Here is a 16828-nt window from a genome sequence, read left to right on the forward strand (position 1 = left end):
ACGGCCGTTCCGGGCCGCGCCTACGGCCGCAGGGCGTTCCGCGCTTCGACGGGTTTCCGGTCGAGCCGCGCGTCCCGCTCGGCCAGCGGTTCGGCCTTCGAGGCGTCGCGGCGGACGGCGGCGGGCGCCACGCCCGCCCACTCCAGGACTTCGGCGGTGGCCTTGTCCCGTTCCTCCTCCGCCAGTCCGGCGATGTTCGCCCCGTGGTTGGCACCGGGCGCGGTGAAGACGTACGCGTCGCGCGCGCCCTTGCCGGGGCGGAACCGCTCCGCGCCCCACGGGTCGTTCTCGCCGTAGACGAAGAGCATCCGCTCCGCACGGTGGCGCACCCAGCGGTCGATGTCGTCCATCACCCGGCCCCGCCAGCGCATCGGGATGTCGCGGGGAACGTAGCTGCGCGGCTGGTAGATGCCCGGGTGGCGGAGCAGGCCGTCCAGGTGCGGGGTGCGAAAGGAGGGCCAGCCCAGTTCGGTCCCGGCCTGGTAGAAGTACGGCGCGTAGTCGGCGAGGACCTGGTCGGTGTAGAAGGAGAAGCCGGACACCTCGTCGACGAAGGTGTAGAGGGTGCCGGTGGAGGCCGTGGGCTCGGGCACCTCGGCGCAGTCCGCCTCCGTCCGGTACTGCCAGAAGGCCCAGACCAGGTCGAGGACGACGTTCTCGTACGCCTTGTCGGCGCTGCCGACCGTGGTGAAGGTGGCTCCGTTCTCGCGGGCCCAGTCCTCATAGCGCCGGACGATCTCGTCGCGGCGGACGAGGACCTCGCGCTGGACGGCGTTCAGCGCGGCCCGGCACTCCGGTGTGGAGACCTGTTCGAAGAAGCGGTCGTAGGCGGAGTCCTCGCGGTTGCGGACGTCGTTGGGTGCGACGTAGGCGATGGTGCCGTCCATGTCGTCCGGGTGGAAGCGGCGGTAGTAGGTGGCGGTCATGCCGCCCTTGCTGCCGCCGGTGGACAGCCAGTTGGCGCGGTAGATCCGCTTGAGGGCCCGGAAGAGGCGGTGCTGGTCGTCGGCGGCCTGCCGGATGTCCAGCCTGGACCAGTCGGCCGGATCGGGACGGGAGGGGCTGAAGTAGCGGTACTCCAGGGAGACCTGGTTGCCGTCCACGATGCGGGTGGGCTCGCTGCGGCCCGGCCGGGGGGAGACGTGGTAGCCGGAGGTGTGGAAGACCACCGGCCGGCTGGTGTCCTTGTGCAGCAGCGTGAGCCGCTGCCGGAAGGTGCCGAGGTACGGGCGGCGGTGGTCCACCGGCTGGGTGTACCGCAGGACGAAGAACCGGTAGCCGTCGACCGGCTTCTCCTCCACCAGGCTCATGCCCCGGATCGCGAGGATCCGGTCCTTGATGTCGGCCGGTTCGGTGCGTTCGGTGCCGCGGGCGCCGTCGGTGCCGCCGGTGCCGCCGGGGGTGCCCGCGGCGCGCGTCGTGCCCGTGCCGGCGGCCTCCGTGGCCGTGTTCGCGGCGGCCGGCGCCGTTCCGGTGCCCAGGGTGCCCAGGAACACCGCCAGCGCCGGCAGCCACGTCAACGCCTTGCGCATCCGCCCTCCCCGAGTTCGCGTGAGCCTGCGAACCTAGCGGGCAGGGCGGCCGTCCGCCAGACCGCCGTGCCGGTGCGGCCCGAACGGGCACCGGGCCGGGGCGCGCGGCGGCACCCCGGCCCGGGACGGGGACGGCAGCGGCACCGGCACCGCCCGTGCCGGTGCCGCCGGTGCCGCCGGTGTCAGTTGGCGTTCTCCGTGGCCTCGGCCTCCCGCTGGAGCGTCTGCAGCACGCTCCCCGGGTTGCCGCCCTCCTCCACCGTGGTGCCGATCTCCCGGCGCAGGGTGCGGACGGTGGGGGCCCAGGACACCTTGTCGACCGGGTACAGCTGGGCGGTGCGCAACTGGTCCAGGAACTCCCAGACGTTCCGGTGCGACTCGTCGGCGCGCATCTCGTCGAAGGCGGAGTTGGTCACCGGCAGCAGGTCGTACTGCGCGGCGAACTTGAGGACGTTCTCCTTCTCGTAGACGAAGTTGAGGAAGGCGCTGATCTCCTTGCGGTGCCCGTTCTGCTTGAAGGCCGTCATCCAGTCGGCGACTCCGGTGGTGGCCGTGGACGGCTTCTGCTGACCGGGCAGCGGTGCCATGCCGAAGTCGATGCCGCCCTCCTGGGCGCGTTCCATCAGCGTCGGGTGCCCGTTGAGCATGGCGATCTCGCCGCGGATGAAGGCGTCGTAGACGTCCTGGCGGTTCGTCTTGGACGGGGAGCGGTTGGTGAGCTCCTTGGCGACCATCTCGTCGCGCAGCCATTCGAAGGCCCGGACGTTCTCGGGGGCGTCGAAGATGTAGCTGCCGGTGTTGTCGGTGTAGCCGCCGCCGGCGCTGAGCATCCAGTTGAGCGTTTCGGCCTGCGCCTCCTCCGGGCCCAGCGGCAGTCCGTACGGGGTCTCGACGCCGGACTGCTTGAGCGCGACGGCGTCCGCCTGGAGCTCGTCCCAGGTCTTCGGCGGGCTGTCGATGCCGGCCTGCTTCAGCAGCTTCTTGTTGTAGAAGAACACCCGGGTGCTGGCGGTGAACGGCAGGCCGTACTGCTTGCGGTTGGCGGTGCCCGCTTCGGAGACGGCGCGCACGAAGTCGGCCTGGGCGGGGATGGAGAGCAGCTCGTCGGCGCTGTAGAGCCTGCCCTCGGCCGCGTAGTCGGCGTAGGTGGCGATCTGGGCCATGTCCGGCGCCTTGCCGGCCTTCACCAGGTCGGCGACCTTGCGGTCGACCTCGCCGCGTTCGTAGACGTCGACATCGACCGCTATCTCCGGGTGCTCGAACTGGAATTCGCCGATGAGCTGGTCCCAGTATCTCTTGGAACTGGTGCCGGATCTGTCGCCGTATTCGGTCACGATCAGCTTGAGCTGGGCATCACCGCTCTCCGCGGTGGCACTGTCGCCGCACGCCGAGAGGGTCAGGACCAGACCGGCCGAGAGACCCGCCGCCATCGGACCGAGGAAACGCCGCTGCACTGCACTACCGCCTTCTGCTCACGATGCGAAACCGCCGCACCGATCAAAACCGGACACGGCGCGACTTATGAGTTTCCATCGCGGGACGTTCCCGGTCTACGCCACGGTGCGTATCGCTTAGGTATCGAAGCGGAACCGCCGGGTGTCACACCCCCGCGGTTTCCGGCTCTCCGGCGAAGGTGCGCCACAGCCGGGCGTAGTGCCCGTCCGCGGCGAGCAGTTCGGCGTGGGTGCCGTCCTCGACGACCCGGCCGTGGTCCATGACGACCACCCGGTCGGCGCGGGCGGCGGTGGTCAGGCGATGGGCGACCACGAGGGTCGTCCGCCGGCCCGCCAGCCGGTCCGTGGCCTGGTTGACCAGGGCCTCCGTCGCCAGGTCCAGCGCGGCCGTCGCCTCGTCGAGCAGCAGGACGTCCGGGTCGACGAGCTCGGCGCGGGCCAGTGCGATCAACTGCCGCTGACCGGCGGACAGATTGCGGCCCCGCTCGGAGACCTCGTGCAGATAGCCGCCGTCGAGCGAGGCGACCATCTCGTGCGCGCCGACGGCCCGTGCGGCGGCCTCCACTTCGGCGTCGGTGGCGTCCGGACGCCCGTAGGCGATGGCGTCCCGCACAGTGCCCGGGAAGAGATACGACTCCTGCGGCACGACCCCCAGCCGGTGGCGGTATCCGGCCAGATCCAGTGCGCGCAGATCGGTGCCGTCGACCAGCACGGCACCCTCGGTCGGATCGTAGAAACGGGCGACGAGCTTGACGAGCGTGGACTTGCCCGCGCCGGTCTCACCGACGAACGCCACCGTCTGCCCGGGCGGGATCCGCAGATCCACCCCGGCCAGCGCCTCCTCCGGGACACCGTCCCCCGCGGCGGCCCCGTAGCGGAACCGGACACCGTCGAAGACGATCTCCCCGCGCAGCTCCCGCACCTCGCGCGGGTGTTCGGCCGGCGCCGTGCTGGTCGGCTCCCGCAGCAGCTCCTGGATGCGGCGGAGCGACACCGCCGCCTGCTGGTAGCCGTCGAACACCTGCGAGAGCTGCTGCACCGGCGCGAAGAACAGATCAATGTAGAGCAGATAGGCGACGAGCGCGCCCGCCGTCAGCGTCCCCTCGCTCACCCGCCCCGCGCCCACGATCAGCACGGCCGCCGCCGCGACGGACGCGAGCAGCTGCACGAACGGGAAGTAGACGGAAATCAGCCACTGCCCGCGCACCCGCGCCTGCCGGTAGCCGTCGCTGCGCCGGGTGAAGCGCTCGATGCCGTCCCGCTCGCGGCGGAACGCCTGGACGATGCGGAGCCCGGCCACGCTCTCCTGGAGGTCGCCGTTGACGACGCTGACCCGCTCCCGCGCCAGCTCGTACGCCTTGACGCTCTGGCGCCGGAAGAAGACGGTCCCCGCGATCAGCACCGGCAGGGTGCTGAAGACGACCAGCGCCAGTTCGACGTCGATGACGACCAGGACGACCAGGATGCCGGAGAAGGTGAGGAGTGAGACCAGCGCGGTGACGAGCCCGGTCTGCAGGAAGGTGGAGAGCGCGTCCACGTCCGTGGTCATCCGGGTCATGATGCGGCCGGTCAGCTCGCGCTCGTAGTAGTCCAGACCGAGCCGCTGGAGCTGCGCGAAGATCTTCACGCGGAGGCTGTAGAGGATGCGCTCACCGGTGCGGCCCGTCATCCGCGTCTCGCCGATCTGCGCGGCCCACTGGGCGAGGACCACCAGCAGGGCCACGCCGGAGGCCGCCCACACCGCGCCGAGCGCCAGCCGCTGCACGCCCTCGTCGATGCCGTGCCGGATGAGGACGGGGAGCAGCAGTCCGGCTCCCGCGTCGACGGCCACCAGCAGCAGGGCCAGCAGCAGGGGCCGGCCGAAGCCGTGCAGCAGCCGCCGCAGCCCGTAGTCCCGCTCGGGCCGGCGGGCCCGTTCCTCGTCGATGCCGGGGACGTCGGTGGCGGGCGGCAGCGCGGCCACCTTGGCCAGCAGCTCCGGGGTGGCGGGCATCCCGGCCAGTGCTCCGGCGATGCCGGGGCCGGCCGCCGCGCCGGCCGCGGCCGGGCGGGCGGCGGCGGACGCGGACGCGGCCGCGGCGGAACCCGTCGCGCCCGGCGACTCCCCGGCGCGGCGCCACAGTTCGGGGGTGACGCGCTCGGCCACCCGGCGGCGGGAACTGACGGGCTCGGCCGCCATCTCGGCCTCGGCGTCGAGCTCGGCCTCGAAGTCCTCGAAGTCCTCGAAGTCGCCCGGCTCCCCGGCGTCCCGCCGGCCGTGTCCCGGCCGCCGGTCCCCGTCCCGTTCCCGGGCCCGCTCGCGCTCCGCCTCCCGTTCGCGGTCCGCGAGCCGGGCCACCGGGTCCCGTTCGACGCCGCCGAGTTCGTCCGGGTCGGTCAGCAGACGGCGGTAGAGCGCGGAGCGCCGCTCCAGCTCCTCGTGGGTTCCGGTGTCCGACAGCCGGCCCCGGTCGAGGACGGCGATGCGGTCGGCGAGGGCCAGGGTGGAGCGCCGGTGGGCGATCAGCAGGGTGGTCCGGCCAGCCATCACGCCGCGCAGCGCCGCGTGGATCTCGTGCTCCACGCGGGCGTCGACGGCCGAGGTGGCGTCGTCGAGGAGCAGCAGCCGGGGGTCGGTGAGGATGGCGCGGGCGAGGGCGATGCGCTGGCGCTGGCCGCCGGAGAGGGTGAGGCCCTGCTCGCCGACCCTGGTGTCGTAGCCGTCGGGCAGGGCCTCGATGAAGCCCTCGGCCTGGGCGGCGCGGGCGGCGGCCCGCACCTGCTCCTCGGAGGCGGTGGGGTTGCCGTAGGCGATGTTGGCGCGGACGGTGTCGGAGAAGAGGAAGCTGTCCTCCGGTACGAGGCCGATGGCGGCCCGCAACGAGTCGAACGTCAGATCGCGGACGTCGTGCCCGCCGACCCGGACGGCGCCCTCCGACGCGTCGTAGAAGCGGGGCAGCAGCAGGGAGACGGTGGACTTGCCGCTGCCGGAGGCCCCGACGACGGCCACGGTCTCCCCCTGTGCGATGGAGAGCGAGAAGTCCTTCAGGACGGGACGCTCGGGGTCGTAGCCGAAGGTCACCCGGTCGAACTCGACGGTCGCGGGCGCGTCGGCGGGCAGCTCCCGGGCGCCGGGCCGCTCGTCGAGGGCCGGCTCGGTGTCGATCAGCTCCAGGACGCGCTCCACGCCGGCGCGGGCCTGCTGGCCGACGGTGAGCACCATGGTCAGCATCCGGACCGGGCCGACGAGCTGGGCGAGGTAGGTGGAGAAGGCGACGAAGGTGCCCAGGGTGATCTGCCCGCGGGTGGCCATCCAGCCACCGAGCGCCAGCATCGCCACCTGGGCGAGGGACGGCACGGCCTGCAGGGCGGGGGTGTAGCGGGAGTTGAGGCGGACGGTCCGCATCCGCCCGGCGAACAGCCTGCGGCTGACCTCGCGGAGCTTCCCGCTCTCCTGCTCCTCCTGGCCGAACCCCTTGACGACGCGGACGCCGGTGACGGCGCCGTCCACGATCCCGGCGACGGCCGCCGCCTGCCCCTGGGCGTACCAGGTGGCGGGGAACAGCCGCTTGCGGCTGCGGTCGGCCAGGAACCACAGCGCGGGCGCCATCGCCAGGGCGACCAGGGTGAGCAGCGGCGACAGCCACAGCATCACGGCGAGCGAGATGACGAACAGCAGGACGTTGCCGATCGTCATCGGCAGCATGAACAGCAGGCCCTGGATGAGCTGGAGGTCGCTGGTGGCGCGGCCGACCACCTGGCCGGTGGAGAGCTCGCCCTGCCGCCGCCCGTCGAGCCGGACCAGGGAGCGGTACATGTCGGTGCGCAGGTCGTGCTGGACGTCGAGGGCCAGCCGCCCGCCGTAGTAGCGGCGGACGTAGGTGAAGGCGTAGACGGCGAGGGCCGCGCCGACCAGGGCGCCGGCCCAGGGGGCCATCGGGCGGCTGTGCTCGACCACCACGTCGTCGATGATGAGCTTGGTGACCAGCGGGACGAGCGCCATCACGGCCATACCGCCGAGCGAGGAGCCCAGGGCCAGGAGGGTGTTCCGCCGGTACCGCCAGGCGTAGCCGGTCAGCCGCCGGGCCCAGCCCTGCGGCGGCCGCTGCTCCTTCTCCCGGCCCGGCCCGCCGGACGGGGCGCCGCCGCCGGGGCCGCCCTGGCCGCCGGGGCCGCCCTGGCCGCCGGGTCCGCCGGAGCCGCCGTGTTCGCCCGAGCCGCCGTGTTCGCCGGAGCCGCCGGAGCCGCCGTGTTCGCCGGAGCCGCCCGGCTCTCCGGAACCCCCGGCGCCGCCCGGCTCCCCGGCCGCCCCGCGCCCGCCGCTCCCGGTCCCCTTCTCCGGTCCCGCTCCGGGCCGATCAGCCGCCTCCGTCGCCGTGCCGCCCACCGATGACCTCCGTCGTCCCCGCTCGTGCGGTGCCGTGGCCGTCCCACGGCACCACGATCGAGAACACCTCGGGCGGCCGTTTTTGTTTCGCCCGCGCGTTCCCACTTTGGTCGGGAGTCCGCCCGGTCGCAGGTCCCGGTCCTCCGGTCGGAGCACGCCCGGGACCGCGGGACGAGGGCGGGCGCGCCTCATGTCCGCACGCCAGTGGCCGACCCGGCCGGGGCTGTCCGGGCGGCCGAGCGCGCACAGGATCACTTCCCGGCGGTCGTCTCCCATGCCGTCGCGGACCCCGGCGGCGGCCGGCGCGGTACAGAGGTCTCCTCCGGACACCGCCCCTGGACCGGGCGACTTGGGTTCACCTCCGCTGGACGCCCGCGCGGAGCCGGAAGACGCCGGGCTCACCCTGCGGAAGGAGCGGCGGGAATGCGGAGCCGAGCACGGCGGTTCCCCTGGTCACAAGGGCGGTACCGCTGGTTCCGGCACCCGGCGCGGACGGCGGCGGCCCGCCGTGGCGCACCGGCCGGACGCGAGCCCGGACGGATACCGAAGGAGCAGACGCCGTGCCCGACCCGACCACGCGGCCCGCCGACGACGCCCGCGAGGGCGCGCCCCGTGACCGCGCCGTCCCCGCGGCCCCTGTCCCCGCCGTGCTCCCGGAACCCCGGCCGGACCCGGACGGCCGGCGCGGTCCGCAGGGCCCGTACGGTGCTCCGCATCCCGCGCACAGCCCGGACGACCGGACCGGCCGGGAGGACCGGACCGGCCGGGAGGACCGGACCGGTCCGTACGCCCCGGACGGCGCCGGAGCCCCGGACACCCCTCGGCCCCCGACCGACCGCCTCCCCCGCTGGCGTTCGGTTCTGGCGGTCGTCGCCCACCCCGACGACGAGTCCTTCGCCCTCGGCGCCCTCCTCGACGCCTTCGCGGCGGACGGCGCGACGGTCTCCGTCCTCTGCCTGACCCACGGCGAGGCGTCCACGCTGCACGGCGTCGAGGGAGACCTGGACCGGTTGCGCGCGGAGGAACTGGCCGGAGCAGCGTCCGTCCTCGGGGCCGGCGACGTGCGGCTGCTGGCCTACCCGGACGGCCGCCTCTCTGCCACCGACCCGGAAGAACTCGCCGACCGCGTCGAGGCCGTGGCCCGGGAAACCGGCCCGGACGGGCTCCTGGTCTTCGACCCCACCGGCGTCACCGGCCATCCCGACCACGCCGCCGCCACGGCCGCCGCCCTGCGCGCGGCCGACGGCCTCGGCCTGCCCGTCCTGGGCTGGACGATCCCCGAGGCGGTGGCCGGCCGGCTCCGCCGGGAGCACGGCGCCGCGTTCGACGGCCACCCGCCCGAGGCCGTCGACCTCACCGTCACGGTGGACCGCGCCCGGCAGCTGAAGGCCGTCGCCTGCCACCGCAGCCAGGCCGTCCCCGGCAGCGTCCTCTGGCGCCGCCTCGAACTCCTCGGCGACCGCGAACACCTGCGCCTGCTCCGCCCGACGGGTACTGCCACCGGCGCACCGTCACCTCGCTGACGGTCCCCCAGGGGGCCGCTTCCCTCGCCGGTGCGCAGGAGACGTCGGTGTCCGGCCTCGCCTGGCCGTCAACCGGCTGTCACGTGGCCCTGCCGAAGCCCCGGTACCGCACTTCAGCCCTTGTCGGCCTCCAGCAGCCCTTGGGCCATGGCCAGTGCGTACGCGGACAGGGTGTACGCGTCGGAGATCCGCCGGTTCGCGACCATGGAGCGGAATTCCGCCTGCGACAGGGCCTGGTACCCGTCGATCCCCTCCACCCTGGCACCCGGTGCAGGACCGTCCGCCAACTGCGCCGCGTCGAGACGCGCCAGGTACGCGTGGTCCGTTCCCGCGCGCAGGCCGGTGTCGGGAGAAACAGGGCCGAGGTACGTGAGATCCACGACGGGGATCCCCAGCTCTTCCCGGAGTTCCCGGGCGGCCGTACCGGTCCCGTCCTCCCCCGGGTCACCGAATCCACGGGGGATCTCCCAGTGCCAGCCCCGGTCGGCATGGCGGAAGTGGCGGAGCAGGACAAGACGTCCGTCGGCGAGCATGGGCAGCACCGCGGCCCCTCCGGAACCGGACGCGGGCACGACGCGGATGTACGTGCCCAGCCTGTCGTCCGCGAACTGTACGGCGTCACGTACCAGGCAGAAGTAGGCATCGCGGTAGACGACGCCGATGTCCCCGGCGCTCTGGGGCAGCCCGGCCGCGACCGCCGCCCGTGACATCTCGTCGGACACCCGTTCCTGCTCGGCGCGGTCGAGAAGAATCCTGAAGGCCGCGCCGGACGGGTTCGCGAAGAGCTCCGGGCGACGCTCACGCAGCGCCTCGTAGTCCGCGAGCGCGGCCCGCCTCCTGGTGGCCCGGTCGTGAGCGCTCATGGTGTCCCCCATCTCTGCGCGCCACGCCAGGCCCTCCGAAGGGGGTCCGACGCGCGCTGGTCACAGGTACAAGGCGAGCGGGAGACGATCGACTCGCGCCTCCAGCGACGTGAACGTCTCCATGCCTTCCCGGTAATGATCGTGCAATGCCTGGACCACATCGAACACCCCGGTGGAAGACGACCCCAGAGCCGCCCGGCTCCCGCGCAGCAGCGCACCGACCGTCGACACCATCGCCGAGTCCTGCACGGACCACAGCGGCACGCCGATGGCACCGGCACCGCTGGTGATCAGAGAGCGCATGAACCCCAGAACGTCACCGCCGTCGGACCGCATACCCTGTCCGGCCAGACAGGCGCCCAGCACGGTGAGCTTGTTCCTCGGCAGACTGACACGCAGAGCGAGGTCGAACTGGGACAGCATGTCCGTCCTTCCCAGGTAGATCAGCGGGCCTGACACCTCGGGCTCGTCGACGTACAGACCGTGGCCGGCGTACACGAAGAACTCCGGTCTCATCGCCACGAGTCGCTCAAGTCCGTCCCAGTCCGCGCCGAAGGCGCTCCCGACCCCGCCCACGAGGGCGTCCGGAACCCCGCCGGCCACATGGACATGCCCGGCGCGCCAGCCGGCATCGACGATTTCCCCGCCCGTCGCCTCGTCGTCGGTCGACAGCAGAGCCGCGAGGTCGTCGTCGTCCTCCATGAGCTGTTTCTTGAGCAGATGCCGGCCACGGGTGACAAAGGCGGCGACGCTCACCGAATGCGAAAGGGGGACCCGAGCGGCGAGCGGCCGGTTGTCGCCCCGCTCAGTGGCGACGTGCAGGGGCATCGCGAAAATGTCGTCGGTCGGGATCAGAGTGAGATGGGTCGGCGGACCGCCCCGGTTGACGCTCTCCCACACCGGGCCGACGAGAACGTCCCACATGCGATGGCAGGTCTCTTCCCTCGGCACCGGATACTCCGGATCACCGAGGTTCTCGAAGACCTGACGCGCGAGCTCGGCCACGTCCCCGTAGGGAATGGCCGGTACCAGCGTCAGCACCCCGTCCCGGCAGACCATGATGCCGAGGGAGTCGGGCACAGGCGTCTCCTCGCCCTCCAGGGCCGCATCCGACGTGCCGAAACGGAAGTACCGCACGACGCAGGAACCCTGGTGGTTGAGGGTGTACTGCACCAGCTGGTGAGCGATGTCCTCGTCGTGGGTCGCCGATGTCAGCGGGTGGTGGAGGAAGTGGTCCTCGTACTGCTGTGCCCGCTCGACGAGCATCTCCCTCATCTCTCTCATCATCGCCGGGTCGGGGGGCTGTACCCGCATGGCCGGCAGACGGCTCCGCCGAGAGCCCTCCTCGGTTTCGCCACGGGTGGGAAGCGGATGAGCGGGGCGGTCGAGAACCGGCGGGCGGGACGAGGCGAGGAGGTCCAGGAGTTCCCGGCCCGAGGACTCCTCCACCAGGGACACGATCTTCTCCAGGTCCTCCTGCCGGTGACCGCCCCGGGACACCTGCACGCCGATGGCCCGCAGATACGCGGGCCGCACGTGGTTGGCGTAGGCCCGCTTGTACACGGGAAGAGCGATGGCCTCCCGCACCGACTCGGCCATCCTCAGCCGCCGGTCCAGCACATCGTCCGGACGATCGGACGCAGGAAGGGCGGCGGCCGTCTCCCGGTAGAAGCGCACGGTGTAGGCGTAGAAGTCGACGTCGAGCCCGGCGCGGCGGCCCGTACCGGCCGCGTCGTCCTCCAGCTCGTCCAGCAGTCGTCCCAGCTCGGCCAAGCCCTCGGGACCGCCGCTGCGCCGCGCGAGGTTCTGGCGGGCGATGCGCCGGCCGCGCTCCCACACCGGTCCCACCGATTTCCCTCCGCGGCGCCCCATGTCACGCAGAGTCTCGAAGCGCTCCACGGGACGATCGCCGCAGAAGGCCTGGTTCAGAAGCGACTGTGAAACCCGGTACGTGTCGTTCAGGCCCTCGGAGATGGCCTTGGAGCGCGCGGTGACACGGAGTGACTGCTCGATGTCGCCGGCCTGCCGCAGTGCGGTGGCGAGGTTGTGCAGGGCGTTGGAGTAGCCGCGCAGGAACTCCCGGTGCCGCAGGGGAGTCGCCTTGCCGGGAACGGCCGTGGTGTCGACACCGCAGTGGTTCGCCTGCTCCAGGACCCTGTCGTGCATCTCACGCATCAGGGGGACGAACGCGTCGGCCTCTGTGTCGCCGTCTCTCTCCCGCGCGGCCTGGCTGCGTTCCTCGAACTCCGCGCGGGTGTAGTTGCTGAGCAAGTCGGGCAGTGCCCACCACAGCCGTGCCCTTTCGGCCACCTGCACGGCGATCCCGAAGACACGCCGGGAGGCGGTGTAGCTGCCCAGGCGGTACCGGATCCGGCCGACTCCGTCGTGCCAACGGGCGAGGGCGTAGGCGGGGAAGACGTCAGCGAGGTCGGGGGAACTGCCGGTGTGCCATGCCATCAGTCGTTCCGCGTCCTGCTGCGATGCCTCGATCAGTTGCAGCGCGGAGAGCAATTCGTAGTCGACATCGGCTTGGACGATGTCGCACCAGTGGGCGCCGACCCGGCGGGCGATGCCCCGCGGACCCGCCGCCGGGTCCTTGGTGTGCGCCCGGGCCAGTCGCAGCATGCCGGTGGCGTCCGCCTGCCGCATCGGGGCGTCGAAGTCGACATCGAATCTCATGATCAGATCCTCGATGTCCAGTGCCTCGACGAGGGCCCTGATCGCGGAGCCGGGGTTCTGCGGGTGGTGTCCGTTGGCCTGCGGCATACGGAGAACTCCTCGGTGATGTCGTCGGGTTCGTGACTCCCAGACCGCAGTCGCAGCGCCGGGTCGCGGACGGAAGCAGAGGGCCGGAGGCCTGGAGGGCGTCCCGTCATCCCTGGTGGACCGGCGCGCGGCGTCGGACGCGGTGCATCGCACGGCGAAGGATCCTTCGCGTACTGGGGGCGTGCGGACGTTCCCGCAACGCGGTGTGAGAGCCCCTCGGCCGAAGGCCGGGTGCCGTGGCCGGCGTCACGCGCCCGCCGGGGATGCCGGGACATCCCTCAGCCCGGCCGAGCCGCGTGGTACGTCCAGAGGAACGTGATCAGGCCGAACACCAAGGCGGCGGAGACCGTCCACGGAGCGGCGAGCAGTCCCCCTCCCCGGCCACCCGCCAGGGCGGCGACGGCCAGCCACCCCAGGGCGGCGCCGAAGAGCCCCGCAGCGCCCGAGTCGAGCCACCTGTACCGCCTGGTCGTCGGCGAGACGCCCGCCAGGCGCAGCACGGCCAGGGGCAGGGCAAGAGCGAAAGCGGCCACAGCGGCGATGAGCGGGGACTGGAGTGATCCGCGTATCGGTATCTCGTACCCCATCGCCTGCACTGCCGTCAGCGCAGTGAGGACGGACCCCAGGACGGAGGTCTGAATGAGCGTCAGCCAGTTCTGATGGCGGGATCTTTCCCGCTCGACCAGCGCCGAGACCGCCGCACGCGCACCCTCGGCCCGCTCGCGCACGGCTTCCAGATGCAGCCGGTCTTCCTCCACCTGTCCGATGAGCCATTCGGCCTCGGCAAGGTCCGTCACGGTCCAGGAGGCTCCCTTGCCGCGCCTTCGTACATGGGGGGTGTGCAGGCGCATGTTGCCAACGGCGATCGAGAGACTGCGGCTCAGCTGGCGCAGCCGGGTGATGGTCCACAGCAGTCCCTGAGGACCGAATTGCGCCTCGTCCACAAGAGCCGACGCCTTCAGGACGCGTTCCAGGGGCACAGGGCCCCTCATCGCGTACTTCAGCTCCCGTAGCAGTTCCGTCGTCCGCTCGTCGCTCTCGGCGATCTGCGCGTTCGACGTCCCCGAAGCCGCGTACCGCTGATGCTGGTAGCGGATCTTCGACAGCTGGATCACATAGCGTGTGAGCGGCCTCAGCCCGTGCCGGCCCGCCACAGCCCAGGCCCACTCGTCGAGGTCGGTCTCCCGGCGGGCCGGTGCGAGGATGTAGAGGTCGCTGACGGCTCCCGGCCCGGTGTCGTCGGAGCGCCACACGGCGAATCCATGCTCTGTGCGGTCGAAGCCGGTCCACCAGGATTCCCTCCCTCTCCGGGGCGCATGCCGGCGTACGAGATCGCACATCGCGCGGTCCCCGAATCCGAGCCCACGGTCGTAGAGCGCCTCGAAAACACGGAATTCGCCGAGCATCCCCCGGGACGGTGGCGGCCGGCCCGCAGCCGCCACCGCCGCACTCCACTCGGCGTCGAGGTGGCCCCACTGGCTGAGATCCGTCGTCGTGTCGTTGGGTGCGAGCAGGGCGACGACTCCGACGACGTCGTGGTCGGCGAAGGCGAAGGCGGAATAGAGGGAGTCGGCTGCCGCCCGCTCCGCGGCTGCCAGCAGTGTGAATTCCGAGGTGGTCGAGCGAGCCGAGTCGAAATCGATGTGATCCGCGGGAACGGAGATTCCCGCAATCGACTCGGTCATGCCCAGCGAACGACATGCCCGCCACAGGGATTCGAGATGCTCCTGTGAATGGCCGGCGGCTTCCGGGTCGGCCGGCGTGAACGCCATGACGAGCAGAGCCGGCTTGGTGATCCTAGCCATACCGCGCCGCCCACTTCCCAGGATGCGGAAGGAGCGGCCAAGACGGTACGGAGACTTCCCCGAGCTGTGTTCCTGCATACCCGCGCCGCACGCCGGCGGCTCCGCTACGGCCTGTCATTCGGCCGCCCCTCGATCCCCACGGCCATCCCCACGGGCGTTCCGGGATCGATCCGGCGGACTGCCCAGGTCCACGGTCAGCCGCTCGATCAGGTGGTTGCGCTGCTCCTGCTGCTGCGGCGGAATCGGCGTGCGTTCCGCACCCAAGCGGGCCTGTGCCCGGCGGACCGCCCCTGCCCGCTCCAAGGGCTCCAGCCGGGCGAGGACAGAGGTGACCTCAGCGTCCTTCCGTTCGGCAAGCACGGCTTCGAGACGGTCAAGCACCTCGCCGACGTCGATCCATTCTTCTGCGGTGAGCCGCCAGTCCTTGATCCCCTTGAGACGATCAATAACCTGCTGTGGCGTCATATTTCCCCCCGGACACGCTACCCGGACACCTGTTCGCGAATGCCCCCTGCATCCACGAGTGCATTCGCAGCCTACGCCAAGAGGCCGTTTCGGAGTCGGGGATTTCCCGAAAAGACGTCTTGATCGGATTCGCTCTCAATCCATCAATTGGTGTCACGCCATGCGCGCATCCAGATCGTCTTCGCTCATAGCGGGGTCCTTCGAGCACACAGGGAAAAGGGTCCACCTCTTCTCACCCGATCGGGGACAGCGCCTCCGCGATCACCCTGTGCACCGGATCGAGGGCCGTCTCCCCGCTCTCCGTCTCTCCGCTCTCCGTCTCCCACAGGCAGGTCTCAGGCAGGTCTGGAGGACCCGCCCCAGCGTCCACCCCCGGGCACGGGCGCGGTCCAGGCCGAGGATGTCCGTCAGCAGGTCGAAGCGGCGGCGGACCGCCCGCGGAATGTCGCCGGTGGCCGTGACACCGTCCCAGCGGGTGCGCAGAGCGGGCAGCAGGTCGAAACCGGGGTCGCCCGCGAGGGGTTTGGGGTCGATGGCCGGCCGGGGTTCGCGGCCGGAGCCGGGGAGGGGGGCGAGGACGTTCTCGTAGTGCAGGTCCCAGTACAGCAGCCGGTCACCGGACTCACCGGCCAGCTCCCGTACGGCGCCGCCACAGGCGGCGAGCAGCCGCCGCTCGGCCGGGCCGGTCTGTGCGCCCCCGGCAGCGGGCAGCCGGCGGAGCATCCCGGCGGCTACGTCACCCAGCCGCCGCATACCGGGCGGCGCGGCGGTCCACGCCCGCCCGGCCTCGCCCTCGTACCGGACGTACGCGGCGGCCAGCGCCTCCGGCACCTCCACGGGCGCCGGACCGCCGCCGCTGATTCCCGTACCGGTCATGGGGCAGCCCCCGGGGCGCCGGGTGCGCCGCCGGCGAACGGGGCCATCGCCTCTGCCTCCCTCGGCGCACTCCTTCGCGAGCCCGGCCGGTTCGGCCGCCTCAGTACACGCTCAGACCGTACGCCGACAGCCCTTCGGCCACCGGCTGGTAATAGGTGACCCCTCCCGAACTGCAGTTCCCGCTGCCGCCGACGATGATGCCGACAGCCGTGCCGCCCGAGAAGGCCGGGCCTCCGGCGTCCCTGGGCTCGGAGCAGATGTTCGACCGGAACAGCCCGTATACGGTTCCCCCGCCGTAGTTGACGGTGACGTTCACGGCCTGGACGGCCCCGCACCGGTGTCCGGTGGTCCGCCCGACGTGGCAGATCGTCTGCCCGACGACGGGATTCGCCGCCCTGGTGATGTCGTGGGTGCCGGCACCGCCGCCCAGCGAGATCTCGCCCGGGTAGGCGACATCCGTGTTGGTGTACCGAATGCTCGCGTAGTCGTTGCCCGGGAAACTCACTCCCGCGGTGACGCCGACCCGGACGGTCAGGGCGGAGTCGGCGTACCAGGTCTGCACGCCCTGGGCGCACCGCCCGGAGACAAGGGCGTACGACGTGGAGCCGGAGCGGGCGTTGAAGCCCACGGTGCAGCGGGTGGCGCCGGTGCCGTAGAGGGTGTCTCCCCCGCGCACCGCGACGGCCGCCTGCCGCCCCGCTCGCTCCCCGGCCTGGGCCGCCGCCGATCCGGTGGCTGCGGACCAGCCGATGAGCAGTGCCAGTGCGGCGACGGCCCGGACGATGGTTCGGAAAGGTCTCTCGGAACGCAGGGGACTCACGGGGGCTCCTTTGGCATGGGCCTGCCATTCTTCCCCCACCGGACCCGTACGGTCAGGCCGAAAGCCGCCAATCACAGCGCCCCGGCCCGGGCGCCCAGAGACCGGGCCCAGCCGTCCGGGTCCCCGGGCAAGGCGTCAGCTCATCGCTTGCCAGGTACGTTCAGCGGGTCGAACTCGCCCGCCTTGACGGCCGCGACGAGCCCGGCGAACTCCGCGCGGCTCGCCGCGAGGACAGTTCCGGGCACATCGCTCTCCCGCATCAGGAGGCGGTCGGGGACGCCGGCGATCTCCAGGCAGTTCGGGCCCTCCGCTCCGGAGAACGAGGACTTCTGCCAGTGCACCGGTATCTCCATGGACC

10 protein-coding genes and 1 pseudogene are annotated in these 16828 nt (G+C 72.0%); 1 reads left to right on the top strand and 10 read right to left on the bottom strand.

The genetic code is table 11. From position 1 onward, the window contains the following. Positions 1 to 20: 20 nt before the first annotated feature. From KBZ10_RS03285 to KBZ10_RS03295, 3 genes are all read right to left on the bottom strand, one after another. Positions 21 to 1532 (bottom strand): S28 family serine protease, encoded by a 1512-nt coding sequence (locus tag KBZ10_RS03285; protein WP_210985930.1) that lies wholly within the window; start codon positions 1530 to 1532, stop codon positions 21 to 23. Positions 1533 to 1714: 182 nt separating this feature from the next. Beyond that, positions 1715 to 2986, bottom strand: a complete 1272-nt coding sequence (locus tag KBZ10_RS03290; RefSeq protein WP_210985931.1) for an ABC transporter substrate-binding protein — start codon at positions 2984 to 2986, stop codon at positions 1715 to 1717. Between the two features lie 145 nt (positions 2987 to 3131). Beyond that, positions 3132 to 7043: an ABC transporter ATP-binding protein gene (locus KBZ10_RS03295; RefSeq protein ID WP_210986077.1), complete on the bottom strand. Its 3912-nt coding sequence runs from the start codon at positions 7041 to 7043 to the stop codon at positions 3132 to 3134. Between the two features lie 869 nt (positions 7044 to 7912). On the opposite strand from KBZ10_RS03295, the gene KBZ10_RS30225 reads away from it, so the two are divergent. After that, positions 7913 to 8875 (top strand): PIG-L deacetylase family protein, encoded by a 963-nt coding sequence (locus KBZ10_RS30225; protein WP_210985932.1) that lies wholly within the window; start codon positions 7913 to 7915, stop codon positions 8873 to 8875. Positions 8876 to 8988: 113 nt separating this feature from the next. Here the strand turns inward: KBZ10_RS30225 and KBZ10_RS03305 are convergent, their stop codons facing one another. From KBZ10_RS03305 to KBZ10_RS03335, 7 genes and pseudogenes are all read right to left on the bottom strand, one after another. Then, positions 8989 to 9738, bottom strand: coding sequence for an NUDIX hydrolase (locus KBZ10_RS03305; RefSeq protein WP_210985933.1), 750 nt, complete (start codon positions 9736 to 9738; stop codon positions 8989 to 8991). A 60-nt stretch (positions 9739 to 9798) separates the two neighbouring features. Beyond that, the gene (locus tag KBZ10_RS03310; protein WP_210985934.1) at positions 9799 to 12504 is read right to left on the bottom strand and encodes a CHAT domain-containing protein; all 2706 of its coding nucleotides are present in this window, start codon (positions 12502 to 12504) and stop codon (positions 9799 to 9801) included. Between the two features lie 278 nt (positions 12505 to 12782). Further along, positions 12783 to 14309: a CATRA conflict system CASPASE/TPR repeat-associated protein gene (locus KBZ10_RS03315; protein ID WP_210985935.1), complete on the bottom strand. Its 1527-nt coding sequence runs from the start codon at positions 14307 to 14309 to the stop codon at positions 12783 to 12785. 114 nt (positions 14310 to 14423) lie between these two features. Further along, complete coding sequence (locus KBZ10_RS03320; RefSeq protein WP_210985936.1) at positions 14424 to 14774, bottom strand: CATRA system-associated protein; 351 nt, start codon at positions 14772 to 14774, stop codon at positions 14424 to 14426. Between the two features lie 336 nt (positions 14775 to 15110). Beyond that, positions 15111 to 15539: pseudogene (locus KBZ10_RS03325) on the bottom strand (aminoglycoside phosphotransferase family protein); the annotation flags it as partial. 211 nt (positions 15540 to 15750) lie between these two features. Further along, positions 15751 to 16470: a S1 family peptidase gene (locus KBZ10_RS03330; RefSeq protein ID WP_210985938.1), complete on the bottom strand. Its 720-nt coding sequence runs from the start codon at positions 16468 to 16470 to the stop codon at positions 15751 to 15753. Positions 16471 to 16610: 140 nt separating this feature from the next. Then, entirely contained in the window at positions 16611 to 16823 is a 213-nt protein-coding gene (locus tag KBZ10_RS03335) for a DUF397 domain-containing protein (protein ID WP_210985939.1), read from the bottom strand. Between the last annotated feature and the right edge of the window lie 5 nt (positions 16824 to 16828).

This window comes from Streptomyces sp. F63 (assembly GCF_018070345.1).
Taxonomy (GTDB): Bacteria; Actinomycetota; Actinomycetes; order Streptomycetales; family Streptomycetaceae; genus Streptomyces.

What these genes read in the sequence shown, in the direction of transcription:
- KBZ10_RS03285 (WP_210985930.1), bottom strand. Translation starts at nt 1,532, where the DNA reads ATGCGCAAGGCGTTGACGTGGCTGCCGGCGCTGGCGGTGTTCCTGGGC.
- KBZ10_RS03305 (WP_210985933.1), bottom strand. Translation starts at nt 9,738, where the DNA reads ATGAGCGCTCACGACCGGGCCACCAGGAGGCGGGCCGCGCTCGCGGAC.
- KBZ10_RS03310 (WP_210985934.1), bottom strand. Translation starts at nt 12,504, where the DNA reads ATGCCGCAGGCCAACGGACACCACCCGCAGAACCCCGGCTCCGCGATC.
- KBZ10_RS03315 (WP_210985935.1), bottom strand. Translation starts at nt 14,309, where the DNA reads ATGGCTAGGATCACCAAGCCGGCTCTGCTCGTCATGGCGTTCACGCCG.
- KBZ10_RS03320 (WP_210985936.1), bottom strand. Translation starts at nt 14,774, where the DNA reads ATGACGCCACAGCAGGTTATTGATCGTCTCAAGGGGATCAAGGACTGG.
- KBZ10_RS03335 (WP_210985939.1), bottom strand. Translation starts at nt 16,823, where the DNA reads ATGGAGATACCGGTGCACTGGCAGAAGTCCTCGTTCTCCGGAGCGGAG.